The organism is Enterobacter sp. TCD1-1, from assembly GCF_020567405.1.
GTDB lineage: Bacteria > Pseudomonadota > Gammaproteobacteria > Enterobacterales > Enterobacteriaceae > Enterobacter > Enterobacter quasiroggenkampii.
The window spans coordinates 216,486-233,855 of sequence record NZ_JAJCXF010000005.1 but is presented as its reverse complement, the minus strand read 5'-3'; the positions used below and the strand labels follow the sequence as shown (position 1 = coordinate 233,855).

Annotated in this window: 16 protein-coding genes; all 16 read left to right on the top strand. The window is 53.7% G+C overall.

Translation table 11 applies throughout. The annotated features are described in order from the left end of the window. Window positions 1-356 precede the first annotated feature (356 nt). The 16 genes from mnmG (at window position 357) to pstA (ending at window position 17,344) form a co-directional block, all read left to right on the top strand. Window positions 357-2,246 carry a tRNA uridine-5-carboxymethylaminomethyl(34) synthesis enzyme MnmG gene (gene mnmG, locus LJA86_RS18900; RefSeq protein WP_014072433.1) on the top strand — a complete coding sequence of 630 codons (1,890 nt, stop codon included), beginning with the start codon at window positions 357-359 and terminating at the stop codon, window positions 2,244-2,246. Window positions 2,247-2,353: 107 nt separating this feature from the next. Further along, on the top strand, window positions 2,354-2,977 hold the full coding sequence (rsmG, locus tag LJA86_RS18895) for a 16S rRNA (guanine(527)-N(7))-methyltransferase RsmG (RefSeq protein WP_045909355.1): 624 nt from the start codon (window positions 2,354-2,356) through the stop codon (window positions 2,975-2,977). 616 nt (window positions 2,978-3,593) lie between these two features. Continuing rightward, a complete protein-coding gene (gene atpI, locus LJA86_RS18890) occupies window positions 3,594-3,974 on the top strand; it encodes a F0F1 ATP synthase subunit I (protein ID WP_008500194.1) in 381 nt (126 codons plus the stop codon). Between the two features lie 8 nt (window positions 3,975-3,982). Beyond that, on the top strand, window positions 3,983-4,798 hold the full coding sequence (atpB, locus tag LJA86_RS18885; RefSeq protein ID WP_008500193.1) for a F0F1 ATP synthase subunit A: 816 nt from the start codon (window positions 3,983-3,985) through the stop codon (window positions 4,796-4,798). Window positions 4,799-4,847: 49 nt separating this feature from the next. Next, on the top strand, window positions 4,848-5,087 hold the full coding sequence (gene atpE, locus LJA86_RS18880; protein WP_000429386.1) for a F0F1 ATP synthase subunit C: 240 nt from the start codon (window positions 4,848-4,850) through the stop codon (window positions 5,085-5,087). A gap of 48 nt (window positions 5,088-5,135) precedes the next feature. Then, a complete protein-coding gene (gene atpF, locus LJA86_RS18875; RefSeq protein WP_003862370.1) occupies window positions 5,136-5,606 on the top strand; it encodes a F0F1 ATP synthase subunit B in 471 nt (156 codons plus the stop codon). Window positions 5,607-5,620: 14 nt separating this feature from the next. Next, a complete protein-coding gene (gene atpH, locus LJA86_RS18870; protein ID WP_008500192.1) occupies window positions 5,621-6,154 on the top strand; it encodes a F0F1 ATP synthase subunit delta in 534 nt (177 codons plus the stop codon). 12 nt (window positions 6,155-6,166) lie between these two features. Then, on the top strand, window positions 6,167-7,708 hold the full coding sequence (atpA, locus tag LJA86_RS18865) for a F0F1 ATP synthase subunit alpha (RefSeq protein ID WP_003862367.1): 1,542 nt from the start codon (window positions 6,167-6,169) through the stop codon (window positions 7,706-7,708). Window positions 7,709-7,759: 51 nt separating this feature from the next. Next, the gene (gene atpG, locus LJA86_RS18860) at window positions 7,760-8,623 is read left to right on the top strand and encodes a F0F1 ATP synthase subunit gamma (protein WP_024907886.1); all 864 of its coding nucleotides are present in this window, start codon (window positions 7,760-7,762) and stop codon (window positions 8,621-8,623) included. A gap of 31 nt (window positions 8,624-8,654) precedes the next feature. Next, complete coding sequence (gene atpD, locus LJA86_RS18855; RefSeq protein WP_003862362.1) at window positions 8,655-10,037, top strand: F0F1 ATP synthase subunit beta; 1,383 nt, start codon at window positions 8,655-8,657, stop codon at window positions 10,035-10,037. Window positions 10,038-10,057: 20 nt separating this feature from the next. Further along, window positions 10,058-10,477 carry a F0F1 ATP synthase subunit epsilon gene (locus tag LJA86_RS18850; protein ID WP_003862360.1) on the top strand — a complete coding sequence of 140 codons (420 nt, stop codon included), beginning with the start codon at window positions 10,058-10,060 and terminating at the stop codon, window positions 10,475-10,477. A gap of 138 nt (window positions 10,478-10,615) precedes the next feature. Then, the gene (glmU, locus tag LJA86_RS18845) at window positions 10,616-11,986 is read left to right on the top strand and encodes a bifunctional UDP-N-acetylglucosamine diphosphorylase/glucosamine-1-phosphate N-acetyltransferase GlmU (protein ID WP_126535069.1); all 1,371 of its coding nucleotides are present in this window, start codon (window positions 10,616-10,618) and stop codon (window positions 11,984-11,986) included. 190 nt (window positions 11,987-12,176) lie between these two features. Then, window positions 12,177-14,006, top strand: coding sequence for a glutamine--fructose-6-phosphate transaminase (isomerizing) (gene glmS, locus LJA86_RS18840; protein ID WP_021242665.1), 1,830 nt, complete (start codon window positions 12,177-12,179; stop codon window positions 14,004-14,006). 321 nt (window positions 14,007-14,327) lie between these two features. Then, complete coding sequence (pstS, locus tag LJA86_RS18835; RefSeq protein WP_032675678.1) at window positions 14,328-15,368, top strand: phosphate ABC transporter substrate-binding protein PstS; 1,041 nt, start codon at window positions 14,328-14,330, stop codon at window positions 15,366-15,368. 126 nt (window positions 15,369-15,494) lie between these two features. Then, a complete protein-coding gene (pstC, locus tag LJA86_RS18830) occupies window positions 15,495-16,454 on the top strand; it encodes a phosphate ABC transporter permease PstC (protein WP_023309793.1) in 960 nt (319 codons plus the stop codon). Continuing rightward, window positions 16,454-17,344 (top strand): phosphate ABC transporter permease PstA, encoded by an 891-nt coding sequence (pstA, locus tag LJA86_RS18825; protein WP_024907882.1) that lies wholly within the window; start codon window positions 16,454-16,456, stop codon window positions 17,342-17,344. The genes pstC and pstA overlap by 1 nt, the downstream gene beginning before the upstream one ends. Window positions 17,345-17,370: the final 26 nt, after the last annotated feature.

The window sequence follows — 17,370 nt, the reverse complement described above, 5'->3', positions numbered from 1 at the left end:
TGGATAACTCTGGTTAAAAGCTCGTATTAACCCGTAGTTATCCAAAGAACAACCGTGGCGTCGTTTTTGGCCTGTGTATAAAGTCGCGATCTGATCCCAGCTTATACGGTTCAGGATCACCGATCATTCACAGCAAACGATCCTTTCTAACTGCATGATCTTCTTTATGAGATCGGACTTATCCACACGGGTTCGCGATCCTAATAAGAGATCACAATAGAACAGATCTCTAAATAAAAAGATCTTCTTTTTAATAGCCCAGGATCCCAATGCTTTCTCGAAAGACTAAAGTTGAGTAGAATCCACGGCCCGGGCTTCAATCCATTTTCATACCGCTTTACGCGAGGCAGACCACCATGTTTTATCAGGATCCTTTTGACGTCATCATCATTGGCGGGGGTCACGCAGGCACTGAGGCCGCAATGGCCGCAGCGCGAATGGGTCAGCAGACCCTGCTTTTGACACACAATATCGACACGCTGGGACAAATGTCCTGTAATCCGGCGATTGGCGGCATTGGGAAAGGACACCTGGTAAAAGAAGTGGATGCACTTGGCGGCCTGATGGCGAAAGCGATCGATCATGCCGGCATCCAGTTTAGGATACTAAACGCAAGCAAAGGGCCTGCTGTTCGAGCGACCCGTGCACAGGCAGACCGCGTACTTTACCGTCAGGCGGTGCGTACCGCGCTGGAGAACCAGCCGAACCTGATGATCTTTCAGCAGGCGGTTGAAGATCTTATCGTTGAGAACGATCGCGTCGTAGGCGCGGTGACCCAGATGGGCCTCAAATTCCGCGCCAAAGCCGTGGTGTTGACCGTGGGGACATTCCTGGACGGTAAAATTCATATCGGCCTGGATAACTACAGCGGTGGTCGTGCTGGCGATCCGCCGTCTATTCCCTTGTCTCGCCGTCTGCGCGAACTGCCGCTGCGCGTTAGCCGCCTGAAAACCGGTACGCCGCCGCGTATTGATGCGCGTACCATTGATTTCAGCGTGCTGGCGCAACAGCACGGTGATAACCCAATGCCGGTCTTCTCGTTCATGGGCAATGCGGCACAGCATCCGCAGCAGGTGCCGTGCTATATTACGCATACCAACGAGAAAACCCACGACGTGATCCGCAATAACCTCGATCGCAGCCCGATGTACGCTGGCGTGATCGAAGGGATCGGTCCGCGCTACTGCCCGTCGATCGAAGACAAAGTGATGCGCTTCGCCGATCGCAACCAGCACCAGATCTTCCTGGAGCCGGAAGGGCTGACCTCAAACGAAATTTACCCGAACGGCATCTCCACCAGCCTGCCGTTCGACGTGCAGATGCAAATTGTTCGCTCAATGCAGGGTATGGAGAACGCAAAAATCGTTCGCCCTGGCTACGCTATTGAGTACGATTTCTTCGATCCGCGTGACCTGAAGCCTACCCTGGAGAGCAAATTCATCCACGGTCTGTTCTTCGCGGGTCAGATTAACGGCACCACCGGCTACGAAGAAGCGGCTGCACAGGGCCTGCTTGCCGGCCTGAACGCTGCGCGCTTCTCTGCCGAGAAAGAAGGCTGGGCACCCGGCCGTTCTCAGGCGTACCTGGGCGTGCTGGTTGACGATCTCTGCACGCTGGGTACCAAAGAACCGTACCGTATGTTTACCTCTCGCGCAGAATATCGCCTGATGCTGCGTGAAGATAACGCCGACCTTCGTCTGACCGAAATGGGCCGCGAGCTCGGCCTGGTCGATGACGAACGCTGGGCGCGCTTCAACGAGAAGCTGGAGCGCATTGAACAGGAACGTCAGCGTCTGAAAACCACCTGGGTGAATCCGCAGGCGGAAACCGCTGCTGAAGTAAACGCTCACTTAACCGCGCCGCTGTCGCGCGAGGCCAGCGGTGAAGATTTGCTGCGCCGTCCTGAAGTCACCTACGAGAACCTGGTCAAACTGACCGCGTTCGCGCCGGGCCTCGAAGATGCTGAAGCGGCGGAGCAGGTTGAGATCCAGGTGAAGTACGAAGGTTACATCGCGCGTCAGCAGGATGAGATCGAAAAACAGCAGCGTAACGAAAACACGCTGCTGCCGGAAATGCTGGACTACCGCCAGGTGACGGGCCTTTCCAACGAAGTGATCGCTAAGCTGAACGATCACAAACCGGTATCGATCGGCCAGGCGTCCCGCATCTCGGGCGTGACTCCAGCGGCGATTTCGATCCTGCTGGTGTGGCTGAAAAAGCAGGGCATGCTGCGCCGTAGCGCGTAATTGACATTGCTTTTGGCGGGTGGCGCTTCGCTTACCCGTCCTACTTATTCGTAGGCCCGGTAAGCGGCAGCGCCACCGGGCGAAAAATCTCTAAACAGGTATTCACCGTGCTCAACAAACTCTCTCGTCTGCTGGATCAGGCAGGTATTTCGCTCACCGATCACCAGAAAAATCAGCTGGTGGCCTATGTCGATATGCTGAACAAATGGAACAAAGCGTACAACCTGACGTCTGTTCGCGACCCCAACGAGATGCTCGTTCGCCACATTCTCGACAGCATCGTGGTTGCCCCCTGGCTGAAAGGTGAACGCTTTATCGACGTGGGGACGGGCCCTGGTCTGCCGGGTATTCCGCTGTCGATTGTTCGCCCTGAGAGCCATTTCACGCTGCTGGACAGCCTCGGCAAACGCGTGCGCTTTTTACGTCAGGTACAGCATGAGCTGAAGCTTGAGAACATCACGCCCGTGCAGAGCAGGGTAGAGGAGTTCCCGGCAGAGCCGCCGTTTGACGGGGTTATCAGCCGCGCATTTGCGTCGCTCAACGATATGGTGAGCTGGTGCAAACACTTACCTGCGGAGAACGGCCGCTTTTATGCGCTGAAAGGGCAGTTGCCAGGCGATGAGATTGAACAGCTTCCGGACGGTTTTGCTGTCGAGTCTATTGAGAAATTAGAGATTCCTCAGCTCGAGGGTGAACGTCACCTGGTGATAATTAAGCCAAACAATTTTTAAAAAATTAATAAAAAATGTGGAATTCGTGCTGTTCTTATCATGTTAAAAAACAGCACAACTAGCGGGGATTTATCGGGCAGCTTTTAACCTCTGCTTCACTAAGGTTTTTCTTCCGGTTAACGAAGTAACTGTTATTCACCGAGAAGATAGTCATCTGTGAAAATATAAGTCTGCTAAAAGTGGAAGGCAGTAACCAGAACGCAATGTTAATTATTTATTAAGAATGTCAATAAAAGGTTTTTATTGTGTACTGGGCTGTTTTGAAAATAGTTACGACGTTTTGCGTTTAATTTCATAAAGATAAATTTCCGCGATTTGCGCCTTTGATAAATACAACCTTATCGCAAATGTGTGTTTTGTGATCTCGTGCACGCTTTATCGTCAACGTTTTCGCGCTGTTTGCAGTTTTGGTCGAAGGTTGACGCTTTCAGCGAAAGTTAAAAAATAGCGGTGGGGAAAAATATTTAAACATTTATTCACCTTTTCGCTACTTAATGTTTGAAATCACGGGTGCGCACCGTATAATTTGACCGCTTTTTGATGCTTGACTCTGAGCCTTAAAGGACGTTTTATACGACACGCGGCATACCTCGAAGGGAGCAGGAGTAAAAACGTGATGTCTGTGTCGCTCTTGAGTAGAAACGTTGCTCGTAAGCTTCTGTTCATTCAGTTTCTGGCTGTGATAGCAAGTGGACTGCTGTTTAGCCTCAAAGACCCCTTCTGGGGCATCTCCGCCGTGTGCGGGGGTTTGGCGGTTGTGCTGCCAAACGTGTTGTTTATGATTTTTGCCTGGCGTCATCAGGCGCATACACCTGCCAAAGGCCGCGTGGCCTGGTCCTTCGCCCTCGGCGAAGTGTGTAAGGTGTTGCTGACCTTTGCTCTACTGGTGATGGCGCTGGCGGTTTTGAAAGTGGTCTTCATGCCGCTGATAGCAACGTGGGTTTTGGTGCTGGTGGTACAAGTTCTGGCTCCAGCTGTAATCAATAACAAAGGGTAAAAGGCATCATGGCTTCAGAAAATATGACGCCGCAGGATTACATAGGTCACCATCTGAATAACCTTCAGCTGGACCTGCGTACATTCTCGCTGGTGGATCCACATAACCCCCCGGCCACCTTCTGGACGATCAACATCGACTCCATGTTCTTCTCGGTGGTTTTGGGTCTTCTGTTCCTGGCCATGTTCCGCGGTGTTGCTAAACGAGCGACCAGCGGTGTACCAGGGAAATTCCAGACCTTCATCGAAATGATCATCGGCTTCGTCCATGGCAGCGTCAAAGACATGTACCATGGTAAGAGCAAGCTGATTGCTCCGCTGGCGCTGACCGTGTTCGTTTGGGTCTTCCTGATGAACCTGATGGACCTGCTGCCAATCGATCTGCTGCCGTTCATCGGCGAGCACATCTTCGGCCTGCCTGCACTGCGTGTGGTACCGTCTGCGGACGTGAACATCACCCTGTCGATGGCGCTGGGCGTGTTTATCCTGATTCTTTTCTACAGCATCAAAATGAAAGGCGTAAGCGGCTTTGTGAAAGAGCTTACCTTGCAGCCGTTCAACCACTGGGCGTTTATTCCGGTCAACCTGATCCTGGAAGGCGTTAGCCTGCTGTCCAAACCTGTTTCACTGGGTCTGCGACTGTTCGGCAACATGTATGCGGGTGAGCTGATTTTCATTCTGATCGCGGGTCTTCTGCCGTGGTGGTCACAGTGGGTTCTGAATGTGCCGTGGGCCATTTTCCACATCCTGATCATTACGCTGCAAGCCTTTATCTTCATGGTTCTGACGATCGTCTATCTGTCGATGGCGTCTGAAGAGCACTGATTTTTTACCAACACTACTACGTTTTAATTGAAACAAACTGGAGACTGTCATGGAAAACCTGAATATGGATCTGCTGTACATGGCTGCCGCTGTGATGATGGGTCTGGCGGCTATCGGTGCTGCGATCGGTATCGGCATCCTCGGGGGCAAATTCCTGGAAGGCGCTGCGCGTCAACCTGATCTGATTCCTCTGCTGCGTACTCAGTTCTTTATCGTTATGGGTCTGGTGGATGCTATCCCAATGATCGCTGTAGGTCTGGGTCTGTACGTGATGTTTGCTGTCGCGTAGTAGTAGTTTTAAAACCCTAAGCCACAGATATTAAAGAGGTATTGTGCTGTGAACATGAACGCAACAATCCTCGGCCAGGCCATCGCGTTTATTCTCTTTGTCTGGTTCTGCATGAAGTATGTATGGCCGCCTTTAATGGCTGCCATCGAAAAACGTCAGAAAGAAATTGCTGACGGTCTGGCTTCTGCAGAACGCGCTAAGAAAGATTTGGACCTTGCACAGGCCAACGCGACAGACCAGCTGAAAAAAGCGAAAGCGGAAGCTCAGGTTATCATCGAACAGGCTAACAAACGCCGTTCGCAGATCCTGGACGAAGCCAAAGCTGAAGCAGAACAGGAACGTACTAAGATCGTGACACAGGCTCAGGCTGAAATTGAAGCTGAGCGTAAACGTGCTCGTGAAGAACTGCGTAAGCAGGTTGCGATTCTGGCTGTTGCTGGCGCCGAGAAGATCATCGAACGTTCCGTGGATGAAGCTGCTAACAGCGACATCGTGGACAAACTTGTCGCTGAACTGTAAGGAGGGAGGGGCTGATGTCTGAATTTGTTACGGTAGCTCGCCCCTACGCCAAAGCAGCTTTTGACTTTGCTATCGAACACCAAAATGTCGATCGCTGGCAGAATATGCTGGCGTTTGCCGCTGAGGTGACGAAAAACGAACAAATGGCCGAGTTGCTTTCCGGTGCGTTAGCACCTGAAACCCTCGCCGCGTCGTTTATCGCCGTGTGCGGAGAGCAACTGGATGCCAACGGCCAGAACCTGATTAAGGTGATGGCAGAGAATGGTCGTCTCCGTGTGCTCCCGGATGTTCTCGAGCAGTTTGAGCACTTACGTGCCCTTAGTGAAGCTACCGCTGAAGTCGAAGTGACTTCTGCGACTGAACTGAGTGACGAACAGCTTGCGAAAATTACCGCCGCGATGGAAAAACGTCTGTCACGCAAAGTTAAGCTGAATTGCAAAATCGATAAGTCTGTAATGGCAGGCGTAATCATCCGCTCGGGTGATATGGTCATTGATGGCAGCGTACGCGGCCGTCTTGAGCGCCTTGCAGACGTCTTGCAGTCTTAAGGGGACTGGAGCATGCAACTGAATTCCACCGAAATCAGCGAACTGATCAAGCAGCGCATTGCTCAGTTCAATGTTGTGAGTGAAGCTCACAACGAAGGTACTATTGTTTCTGTAAGTGACGGTGTTATCCGCATCCACGGCCTGGCCGATTGTATGCAGGGTGAGATGATTTCCCTGCCGGGTAACCGTTACGCTATCGCACTGAACCTGGAGCGCGACTCCGTTGGTGCAGTTGTGATGGGCCCATACGCTGACCTCGCCGAAGGCATGAAGGTTAAGTGTACTGGCCGTATTCTGGAAGTGCCGGTTGGCCGTGGCCTGCTGGGTCGCGTTGTTAACACCCTCGGTGCCCCAATCGACGGTAAAGGTCCGGTTGAGCACGATGGCTTCTCCCCAATCGAAGTTATCGCACCGGGCGTTATCGACCGTCAGTCCGTAGATCAGCCTGTTCAGACAGGTTATAAGTCCGTTGATGCCATGATCCCAATCGGTCGTGGTCAGCGTGAACTGATCATCGGTGACCGTCAGACCGGTAAAACCGCGATGGCTATCGACGCCATCATCAACCAGCGTGACTCCGGCATCAAATGTGTGTACGTGGCCATCGGCCAGAAAGCGTCCACCATTTCCAACGTGGTTCGTAAACTGGAAGAGCACGGCGCACTGTCTAACACCATCGTTGTGGTGGCGACCGCGTCTGAATCTGCTGCACTGCAATACCTGGCGCCATACGCCGGTTGCGCAATGGGCGAATACTTCCGTGACCGCGGTGAAGATGCGCTGATCGTATACGATGACCTGTCTAAACAGGCTGTTGCTTATCGTCAGGTTTCCCTGCTGCTCCGTCGTCCACCTGGACGTGAAGCGTTCCCTGGCGACGTTTTCTACCTCCACTCTCGTCTGCTGGAGCGTGCTTCCCGCGTTAACGCGGAATACGTCGAGAACTTCACCAAAGGTGAAGTGAAGGGTAAAACGGGCTCTCTGACCGCTCTGCCGATCATAGAAACCCAGGCGGGTGACGTTTCTGCGTTCGTTCCGACCAACGTAATCTCCATTACCGATGGTCAGATCTTCCTGGAAACCAACCTGTTTAACTCCGGTATTCGTCCGGCAGTTAACCCGGGTATCTCCGTATCCCGTGTTGGTGGTGCTGCTCAGACCAAGATCATCAAGAAACTGTCCGGTGGTATCCGTACCGCGCTGGCACAGTATCGTGAACTGGCTGCGTTCTCTCAGTTCGCATCCGATCTGGACGAAGCAACCCGTAAACAGCTGAGCCACGGTCAGAAAGTGACCGAGCTGCTGAAGCAGAAACAGTACGCACCAATGTCTGTTGCTCAGCAGGGCCTGGTTCTGTTCGCGGCTGAACGCGGTTACCTCGAAGATGTGGAACTGGCGAAAATCGGTAGCTTCGAAGCCGCTCTGCTGGCTTACGTCGACCGTGATCACGCTCCGCTGATGCAAGAGATCAACCAGACCGGTGGCTATAACGACGAAATCGAAGGCAAGCTGAAAGCTATCCTCGATTCCTTCAAAGCAACCCAATCCTGGTAATCGTCCGGCGGCTTGTCTCAGGACAAGCCGCCTGGCATTGAGGAGAAGCTCATGGCCGGCGCAAAAGAGATACGTAGTAAGATCGCAAGCGTCCAGAACACGCAAAAGATCACTAAAGCGATGGAGATGGTCGCCGCTTCCAAAATGCGTAAATCGCAGGATCGCATGGCGGCCAGCCGTCCTTATGCAGAAACCATGCGCAAAGTGATTGGTCACCTTGCAAACGGTAATCTGGAATATAAGCACCCTTACCTGGAAGAACGCGACGTTAAGCGCGTGGGCTACCTGGTGGTGTCGACCGACCGTGGTCTGTGTGGCGGCTTGAACATTAACCTGTTCAAAAAACTGCTGGCGGATATGAAAGCATGGTCTGAAAAAGGCGTTCAGTGCGATATCGCAATGATCGGCTCTAAAGGCGTCTCTTTCTTTAACTCCGTTGGTGGCAACATTGTCGCTCAGGTGACCGGTATGGGTGATAACCCGTCCCTGTCCGAACTGATCGGCCCGGTTAAAGTGATGTTGCAGGCTTATGATGAAGGCCGTCTGGACAGACTGTACGTTGTCAGCAACAAATTCATTAACACCATGTCTCAGGTTCCAACGCTCACTCAGATGCTGCCGTTACCGGCATCAGAAGATGGCGAGCTGAAGCAAAAAACCTGGGATTACCTGTATGAACCCGATCCGAAACCGCTGCTGGATACCCTGCTGCGTCGTTACGTTGAATCTCAGGTTTATCAGGGCGTTGTAGAAAACCTGGCCAGCGAGCAGGCCGCACGAATGGTGGCGATGAAAGCCGCGACCGATAATGGCGGCAGCCTGATTAAAGAGCTGCAGTTGGTTTACAACAAAGCTCGTCAGGCCAGCATTACTCAGGAACTCACCGAGATCGTCTCGGGGGCCGCCGCGGTTTAACCAGGTTTACGAATTACGTAGAGGATTCAAGATGGCTACTGGAAAGATTGTCCAGGTAATCGGCGCCGTGGTGGACGTCGAGTTCCCTCAGGACGCCGTACCACGCGTGTACGACGCGCTTGAGGTACAGAATGGTAACGAGAGCCTGGTGCTGGAAGTTCAGCAGCAGCTCGGCGGCGGTATCGTGCGTACCATCGCGATGGGTTCTTCCGACGGTCTGCGTCGTGGTCTGGAAGTAAAAGACCTTGAGCACCCGATCGAAGTCCCGGTAGGTAAAGCAACACTGGGTCGTATCATGAACGTATTGGGTCAGCCAATCGACATGAAAGGCGACATCGGTGAAGAAGAGCGTTGGGCTATCCACCGCGCGGCACCTTCCTACGAAGAGCTGTCCAGCTCTCAGGAACTGCTGGAAACCGGTATCAAAGTTATCGACCTGATGTGTCCATTTGCGAAGGGCGGTAAAGTTGGTCTGTTCGGTGGTGCGGGTGTAGGTAAAACCGTAAACATGATGGAGCTGATCCGTAACATCGCGATCGAGCACTCCGGTTACTCTGTGTTTGCGGGCGTAGGTGAACGTACTCGTGAGGGTAACGACTTCTACCACGAAATGACCGACTCCAACGTTCTGGACAAAGTATCCCTGGTTTACGGCCAGATGAACGAGCCACCTGGAAACCGTCTGCGCGTTGCGCTGACCGGCCTGACGATGGCTGAGAAGTTCCGTGACGAAGGCCGTGACGTTCTGCTGTTCGTTGATAACATCTATCGTTACACCCTGGCCGGTACTGAAGTATCTGCACTGCTGGGTCGTATGCCTTCAGCGGTAGGTTATCAGCCTACGCTGGCGGAAGAGATGGGTGTTCTTCAGGAACGTATCACCTCTACCAAAACCGGTTCTATCACCTCCGTTCAGGCGGTATACGTACCTGCGGATGACTTGACTGACCCATCACCAGCCACCACCTTTGCGCACTTAGATGCAACCGTGGTACTGAGCCGTCAGATCGCGTCTCTGGGTATCTACCCGGCCGTTGACCCGCTGGACTCCACCAGCCGTCAGCTGGATCCACTAGTTGTTGGTCAGGAACACTACGACACCGCGCGTGGCGTACAGTCCCTGCTGCAGCGTTACCAGGAACTGAAAGACATCATCGCCATCCTGGGTATGGATGAACTGTCTGAAGAAGACAAACTGGTGGTAGCACGTGCGCGTAAGATCCAGCGCTTCCTGTCCCAGCCGTTCTTCGTTGCGGAAGTATTCACCGGTTCTCCAGGTAAATACGTTTCCCTGAAAGACACCATCCGTGGCTTTAAAGGCATCATGGAAGGCGAATACGATCACCTGCCAGAGCAGGCGTTCTACATGGTTGGTTCCATCGAAGAAGCTGTGGAAAAAGCCAAAAAACTTTAACGCCTTAATCGGAGGGTGATATGGCAATGACTTACCACCTGGACGTCGTCAGCGCAGAGCAACAAATGTTCTCTGGTCTGGTCGAGAAAATCCAGGTAACGGGTAGTGAAGGTGAACTGGGTATTTTCCCGGGTCACGCACCGCTGCTCACCGCCATTAAGCCTGGTATGATCCGCATCGTTAAACAGTTCGGTCACGAAGAGTTTATCTATCTGTCCGGCGGCATTCTTGAAGTGCAGCCTGGCAGTGTGACCGTTCTGGCCGATACCGCTATTCGTGGCCAGGATCTCGACGAAGCGCGAGCCCTGGAGTCGAAGCGTAAGGCTGAAGAGCACATTAACAGCTCTCATGGTGACGTGGATTACGCTCAGGCGTCTGCGGAGCTGGCCAAAGCGATCGCGAAACTGCGCGTTATCGAGTTGACCAAAAAAGCGATGTAACACCGGCTTGAAAAGCACAAAAGCCAGTCTGGATACCAGGCTGGCTTTTTTTTTCGGCCTTAATTCATGCTGAAAAAGATGTAGAATTTTAAGCATCAAACGTTTTTACTTCTCACTCAAACTACCGTCAGGATGCGTATGTCAAACAGTGCGATGAGCGTGGTGATCCTTGCCGCAGGCAAAGGGACCCGCATGTATTCCGACCTGCCTAAAGTGCTTCACACGCTTGCAGGAAAGCCAATGGTGCAGCATGTCATTGATGCAGCGAATGAACTGGGTGCTAATCAGGTTCACCTGGTCTACGGCCACGGCGGCGATCTGCTTAAAAAGACGCTGAGCGACGACAAGCTCAACTGGGTGCTTCAGGCTGAACAGTTGGGTACAGGCCATGCCATGCAGCAGGCTGCGCCCTTCTTTGCGGATGACGAAGACATTTTGATGCTCTACGGCGATGTCCCGCTGATCTCTGTTGAAACACTGACTCGCCTGCGTGAAGCCAAACCGCAGGGCGGCATCGGTTTATTAACCGTCGTGCTGGACGATCCAACCGGTTATGGTCGTATCACCCGTGAAAACGGCAACGTTACGGGTATTGTTGAGCATAAAGATGCCAGTGAGGCGCAGCGTCAGATTCAGGAGATCAACACCGGTATCCTGATTGCCAATGGCGCGGATATGAAGCGCTGGCTGTCGAAGCTCAACAACAACAATGCGCAGGGTGAATACTACATCACCGACATTATTGCGATGGCGTACCACGAAGGGCGCGAGATTGCGGCAGTCCATCCGGCGCGCATCAGCGAAACCGAAGGGGTGAATAACCGTCTTCAACTTTCCCGCCTTGAGCGTGTTTATCAGTCCGAACAGGCTGAAAAACTGCTGCTGGCAGGCGTGATGCTGCGCGATCCGGCGCGTTTCGATCTGCGTGGCTCATTATCTCACGGGCGTGACGTTGAGATTGATACTAACGTCATCCTCGAGGGTAACGTGACGCTGGGCAACCGCGTCAAAATTGGCGCCGGCTGCGTGATCAAAAACAGCATCATCGGTGACGACTGCGAAATCAGCCCGTACAGCGTGGTGGAAGATGCCCGTCTGGACGTGGCCTGTACTATCGGCCCGTTTGCGCGCCTGCGCCCGGGTGCTGAGCTGCTGGAAGGCGCTCACGTGGGTAACTTCGTGGAGATGAAAAAAGCGCGTCTGGGTAAAGGCTCTAAAGCAGGTCATCTGACCTATCTGGGCGACGCGGAAATTGGCAATAACGTGAATATTGGTGCAGGGACGATTACCTGTAACTATGACGGCGCTAATAAGTTTAAAACGATCATTGGTGATGACGTGTTCGTTGGCTCCGATACGCAGTTGGTGGCGCCTGTTACCGTGGGTAACGGGGTGACTATTGCCGCTGGAACAACCGTAACGCGCGATGTGGCCGAGAACGAACTGGTATTAAGCCGCGTTCCGCAGGTCAGCAAGCAGGGCTGGAAACGCCCGGTGAAGAAAAAGTAACAACAAGGCGGGTGGCGCTACGCTTACCCGCCCTACAGGCAAACCCGGGAGAGGAGATAAATATATATCTCCCCCCACAAGCAGTAACCATAAAAATAACCCCACTCTCTACAAGGCTCGGGGCGCCCGGAAAGGGCAAATACAGGTCAGCGACAACGCAGGCATAATGCCTAAATTCGGAATATAAATTATGTGTGGAATTGTTGGCGCAGTTGCGCAGCGTGATATTGCTGAAATCCTTCTCGAAGGTTTACGTCGTCTGGAATACCGTGGTTACGACTCTGCCGGTCTGGCTGTCGTCGATGCAGAAGGTCATATGACCCGTCTGCGTCGTCTCGGTAAAGTGCAGATGCTGGCCCAGGCCGCGGAAGAACATCCGCTGCACGGGGGAACCGGTATTGCGCATACCCGCTGGGCGACGCACGGCGAACCGTCTGAAGGCAACGCGCACCCGCATGTGTCTGAACACATCGTGGTAGTGCACAACGGCATTATCGAAAACCACGAACCGCTGCGCGAAGCACTGAAAGCGCGCGGCTACACCTTCGTCTCTGAAACCGACACCGAAGTGATTGCTCACCTGGTGCACTGGGAGCTTGAGCAGGGCGGTACGCTGCGTGATGCGGTGCTGCGTGCTATCCCTCAGCTGCGCGGTGCGTACGGTACGGTGATCATGGATTCCCGCGATCCGTCCACGCTGCTGGCCGCGCGTTCCGGTAGCCCGATGGTTATCGGTCTGGGCATGGGGGAAAACTTTATCGCCTCTGACCAGCTGGCGCTCCTGCCGGTCACCCGCCGCTTTATCTTCCTGGAAGAGGGGGATATCGCCGAAGTGACTCGCCGCAGCGTGACCGTGTTCGATACCAAAGGCGAGCAGGTGAAGCGCCAGGAGATCGAGTCTAACCTTCAGTACGACGCGGGCGACAAAGGCGCTTACCGTCACTACATGCAGAAAGAGATTTACGAGCAGCCAAACGCCATCAAAAACACCCTGACCGGGCGCATTAGCCACGGTGAAGTGGATCTGAGCGAGCTGGGCGCAAACGCGAACGAACTGCTCAGCAAGGTTGAGCATATTCAGATCGTGGCCTGCGGCACCTCCTACAACTCCGGTATGGTCTCTCGCTACTGGTTTGAATCCCTGGCGGGCGTGCCGTGTGATGTGGAAATTGCGTCTGAATTCCGCTATCGCAAATCTGCGGTGCGTCGTAACAGCCTGATGATCACCCTTTCCCAGTCTGGTGAAACGGCGGATACCCTGGCTGCGCTGCGACTGTCTAAAGAGCTGGGTTACCTGGGCTCTCTGGCCATCTGTAACGTCCCGGGCTCTTCCCTGGTGCGTGAATCCGATCTGGCGCTGATGACCAAAGCGGGTACCGAAATCGGCGTGGCCTCCACTAAAGCGTTTACCACTCAGCTGACCGTTCTGCTGATGCTGGTGGCGAAGCTGGCGCGTCTGAAAGGCGAAGATGCTTCCGTTGAGCATGACATCGTTCATGGTCTGCAGGCGCTGCCGAGCCGTATTGAGCAGATGCTGTCTCAGGACAAACGCATTGAAGTGCTGGCGGAAGATTTCTCTGACAAGCATCACGCCCTGTTCCTGGGTCGTGGCGATCAGTATCCGATTGCGCTGGAAGGCGCGCTGAAGCTGAAAGAGATCTCCTATATTCACGCTGAAGCGTATGCGGCAGGCGAACTGAAACACGGCCCGCTGGCGCTGATTGACGCCGATATGCCGGTCATCGTTGTGGCACCCAACAACGAACTGCTGGAAAAACTGAAATCTAACATCGAAGAAGTGCGCGCCCGCGGTGGTGTCCTGTACGTCTTCGCCGACAAAGATGCCGGTTTCGCCAGCAGCGACAACATGCACATCATCGAGATGCCGCATGTGGAAGAGGTGATTGCACCGATCTTCTACACCGTTCCGCTGCAGCTGTTGGCTTACCACGTGGCGCTAATCAAAGGCACCGACGTCGACCAGCCGCGTAACCTGGCGAAATCGGTCACTGTAGAATAAACCCTTCAGGCTCCACCTTCGGGTGGAGCTTTTTTATCCTACCTGGTTTGTTTTTCATCAATCCTTTCTCATTTTTAATAATGACAATTTGTCATCTTCAGCTACTTTTTTCAGTGTCACATAAAGAAAATATTTCTGAAAACAACCTGTCATAAAAGTGGCTAACGCGATGAAAATTAAGCTTTATTTTGTTTAATTTTAAGTTAAATTTTCATTGTCATAAAACTGTCATAATTCGTACATTTATCTGTCACCTGTTTGTCCTATTTTGCTCATCGTAGCCACTAAACAACGATTTACGAAAATCTTGCAGGAGACATTATGAAAGTTATGCGTACCACTGTCGCAACTGTTGTCGCCGCGACCTTATCTCTGAGCGCGTTCTCTGTATTTGCAGAAGCAAGCCTGACTGGCGCTGGTGCAACCTTCCCTGCGCCGGTGTATGCCAAATGGGCGGATACCTACCAGAAAGAAACCGGTAACAAGGTTAACTATCAGGGTATCGGCTCCTCCGGTGGCGTGAAACAAATTACCGCGAACACGGTTGATTTCGGCGCGTCTGACGCTCCGCTGTCAGATGACAAACTGGCTCAGGAAGGCCTGTTCCAGTTCCCTACCGTGATCGGTGGCGTGGTTCTGGCCATCAACCTGCCGGGCGTGAAGTCGGGCGAGCTGGTGCTGGACGGCAAAACGCTGGGTGACATCTACCTGGGCAACATCAAAAAATGGGATGACGAAGCGATCGCTAAGCTCAACCCAGGCCTGAAGCTGCCTTCTCAGAACATCGCCGTGGTTCGCCGCGCGGATGGTTCCGGTACCTCTTTCGTGTTCACCAGCTACCTGGCGAAAGTGAACGAAGAGTGGAAATCTAAAGTCGGCTCCGGTTCTACCGTTAACTGGCCTACCGGTCTGGGCGGTAAAGGTAACGACGGTATCGCCGCGTTCGTACAGCGTCTGCCTGGCTCTATCGGCTACGTAGAGTACGCGTATGCGAAGCAGAACAACCTGTCCTACACCAAACTGGTTTCAGCCGACGGCAAACCGGTTAGCCCGACCGAAGAGAACTTTGCTAACGCCGCCAAAGGCGCTGACTGGAGCAAATCCTTCGCGCAGGATCTGACTAACCAGAAGGGCGAAGGTGCATGGCCAATCACCTCTACCACCTTCATCCTGGTGCACAAAGAGCAGAAGAAACCTGAGCAGGGCGCTGAAGTGCTGAAGTTCTTCGACTGGGCATACAAAAACGGCGGCAAACAGGCTAACGCTCTGGATTACGCCACCCTGCCGGACAACGTGGTTGAGCAGATTCGCGCTGCATGGAAAACCAACGTAAAAGACAGCAGCGGTAAAGCATTGTATTAATTTAGCATTCTGACGAAAATGGCGGGTGGCGCTTGCGCTTACCCGCCCTACGGTTCCGACTGTAGGCCGGGTAAGCGCAAGCGCCACCCGGCGATTTCGTAAACGCGTTTAACAGAAGAGTAATTTATGGCTGCAACCAAGCCTGCATTTAACCCTCCGGGTAAAAAAGGTGACATGATTTTCAGCGCGCTGGTCAAACTGGCTGCGCTGATTGTGCTATTGCTGCTGGGCGGCATTATCGTGTCTCTGATTTTCTCCTCCTGGCCGAGCATCCAGAAATTCGGTTTCTCCTTCCTGTGGACCAAAGAGTGGGACGCGCCGAACGACATCTACGGTGCCCTGGTGCCAATTTACGGCACGCTGGTGACCTCGTTCATCGCCCTGCTGATTGCGGTTCCGGTAAGCTTTGGTATTGCCCTGTTCCTGACGGAGCTGGCGCCGGGCTGGCTGCGTCGTCCGCTGGGGATCGCCATCGAACTGCTGGCAGCTATTCCGAGTATCGTCTACGGCATGTGGGGCCTGTTCATCTTTGCGCCACTGTTCGCCACGTACTTCCAGGAACCGGTGGGTAACGTCCTCTCTGCCATTCCGTTTGTGGGGGCCCTGTTCTCTGGCCCGGCTTTCGGTATCGGCATTCTGGCGGCTGGCGTGATCCTCGCCATCATGATTATTCCGTACATTGCGGCGGTTATGCGCGATGTCTTCGAACAAACGCCGGTGATGATGAAAGAGTCGGCCTACGGTATCGGCTGCACCACCTGGGAAGTGATCTGGCGCATCGTCCTTCCGTTCACCAAAAATGGGGTGATCGGGGGCGTGATGCTGGGCTTAGGTCGTGCGCTGGGTGAAACCATGGCGGTCACCTTTATCATCGGTAACACCTACCAGCTCGACAGCGCGTCGCTCTATATGCCGGGTAACAGTATTACCTCTGCGCTGGCGAATGAATTTGCGGAAGCGGAATCGGGTCTGCACGTCGCGGCGCTGATGGAGCTGGGTCTGATTCTGTTCGTTATTACCTTCATTGTTCTGGCGATTTCCAAGCTGATGATTATGCGTCTCGCTAAAAATGAGGGAGCACGCTAATGGCCACTCTCGAAATGCAAGCAACTGCTGAACTGGCGGAATCCCGCCGCAAAATGCAGGCCAGACGCCGCATGAAAAACCGCATTGCCCTGACGCTCTCTATGGCGACGATGGCATTCGGCCTGTTCTGGCTAGTCTGGATCCTCTTCTCGACGGTCGTTCGCGGGATTGACGGAATGTCACTGTCGCTGTTCACCGAAATGACGCCGCCGCCGAACACGGCGGGTGGTGGCCTGGCGAATGCCCTGGCGGGCAGCGGACTGCTGATCCTCTGGGCGACGGTCTTCGGCACGCCGCTGGGCATCATGGCGGGCATCTACCTGGCAGAATACGGCCGTAAATCCTGGCTGGCGGAAGTGATTCGCTTCATTAACGACATTTTGTTGTCAGCCCCGTCTATCGTCGTGGGTCTGTTCGTTTACACCGTGGTGGTGGCGCAGATGGAACACTTCTCCGGCTGGGCGGGCGTCATTGCGCTGGCGCTGCTGCAGGTGCCGATTGTGATTCGAACCACCGAGAACATGCTGAAACTGGTGCCGGACAGCCTGCGTGAAGCGGCTTACGCGCTGGGTACGCCGAAATGGAAGATGATCTCTGCGATTACGCTGAAGGCGTCGGTCTCCGGGATCATGACCGGTATCCTGCTGGCGGTGGCGCGTATCGCGGGTGAAACGGCACCGCTGCTGTTTACGTCCCTCTCCAACCAGTTCTGGAGCACGGACATGATGCAGCCGATCGCCAACCTGCCGGTGACGATCTTTAAATTTGCGATGAGCCCCTTCGCGGAATGGCAGCAGCTGGCCTGGGCCGGGGTGCTGATCATTACCCTTTGCGTACTGTTGCTGAACATTCTGGCGCGCGTCATTTTCGCGAAGAAGAAACACGGTTAATTTTTTACGGCGCGGCAGATCGCGGC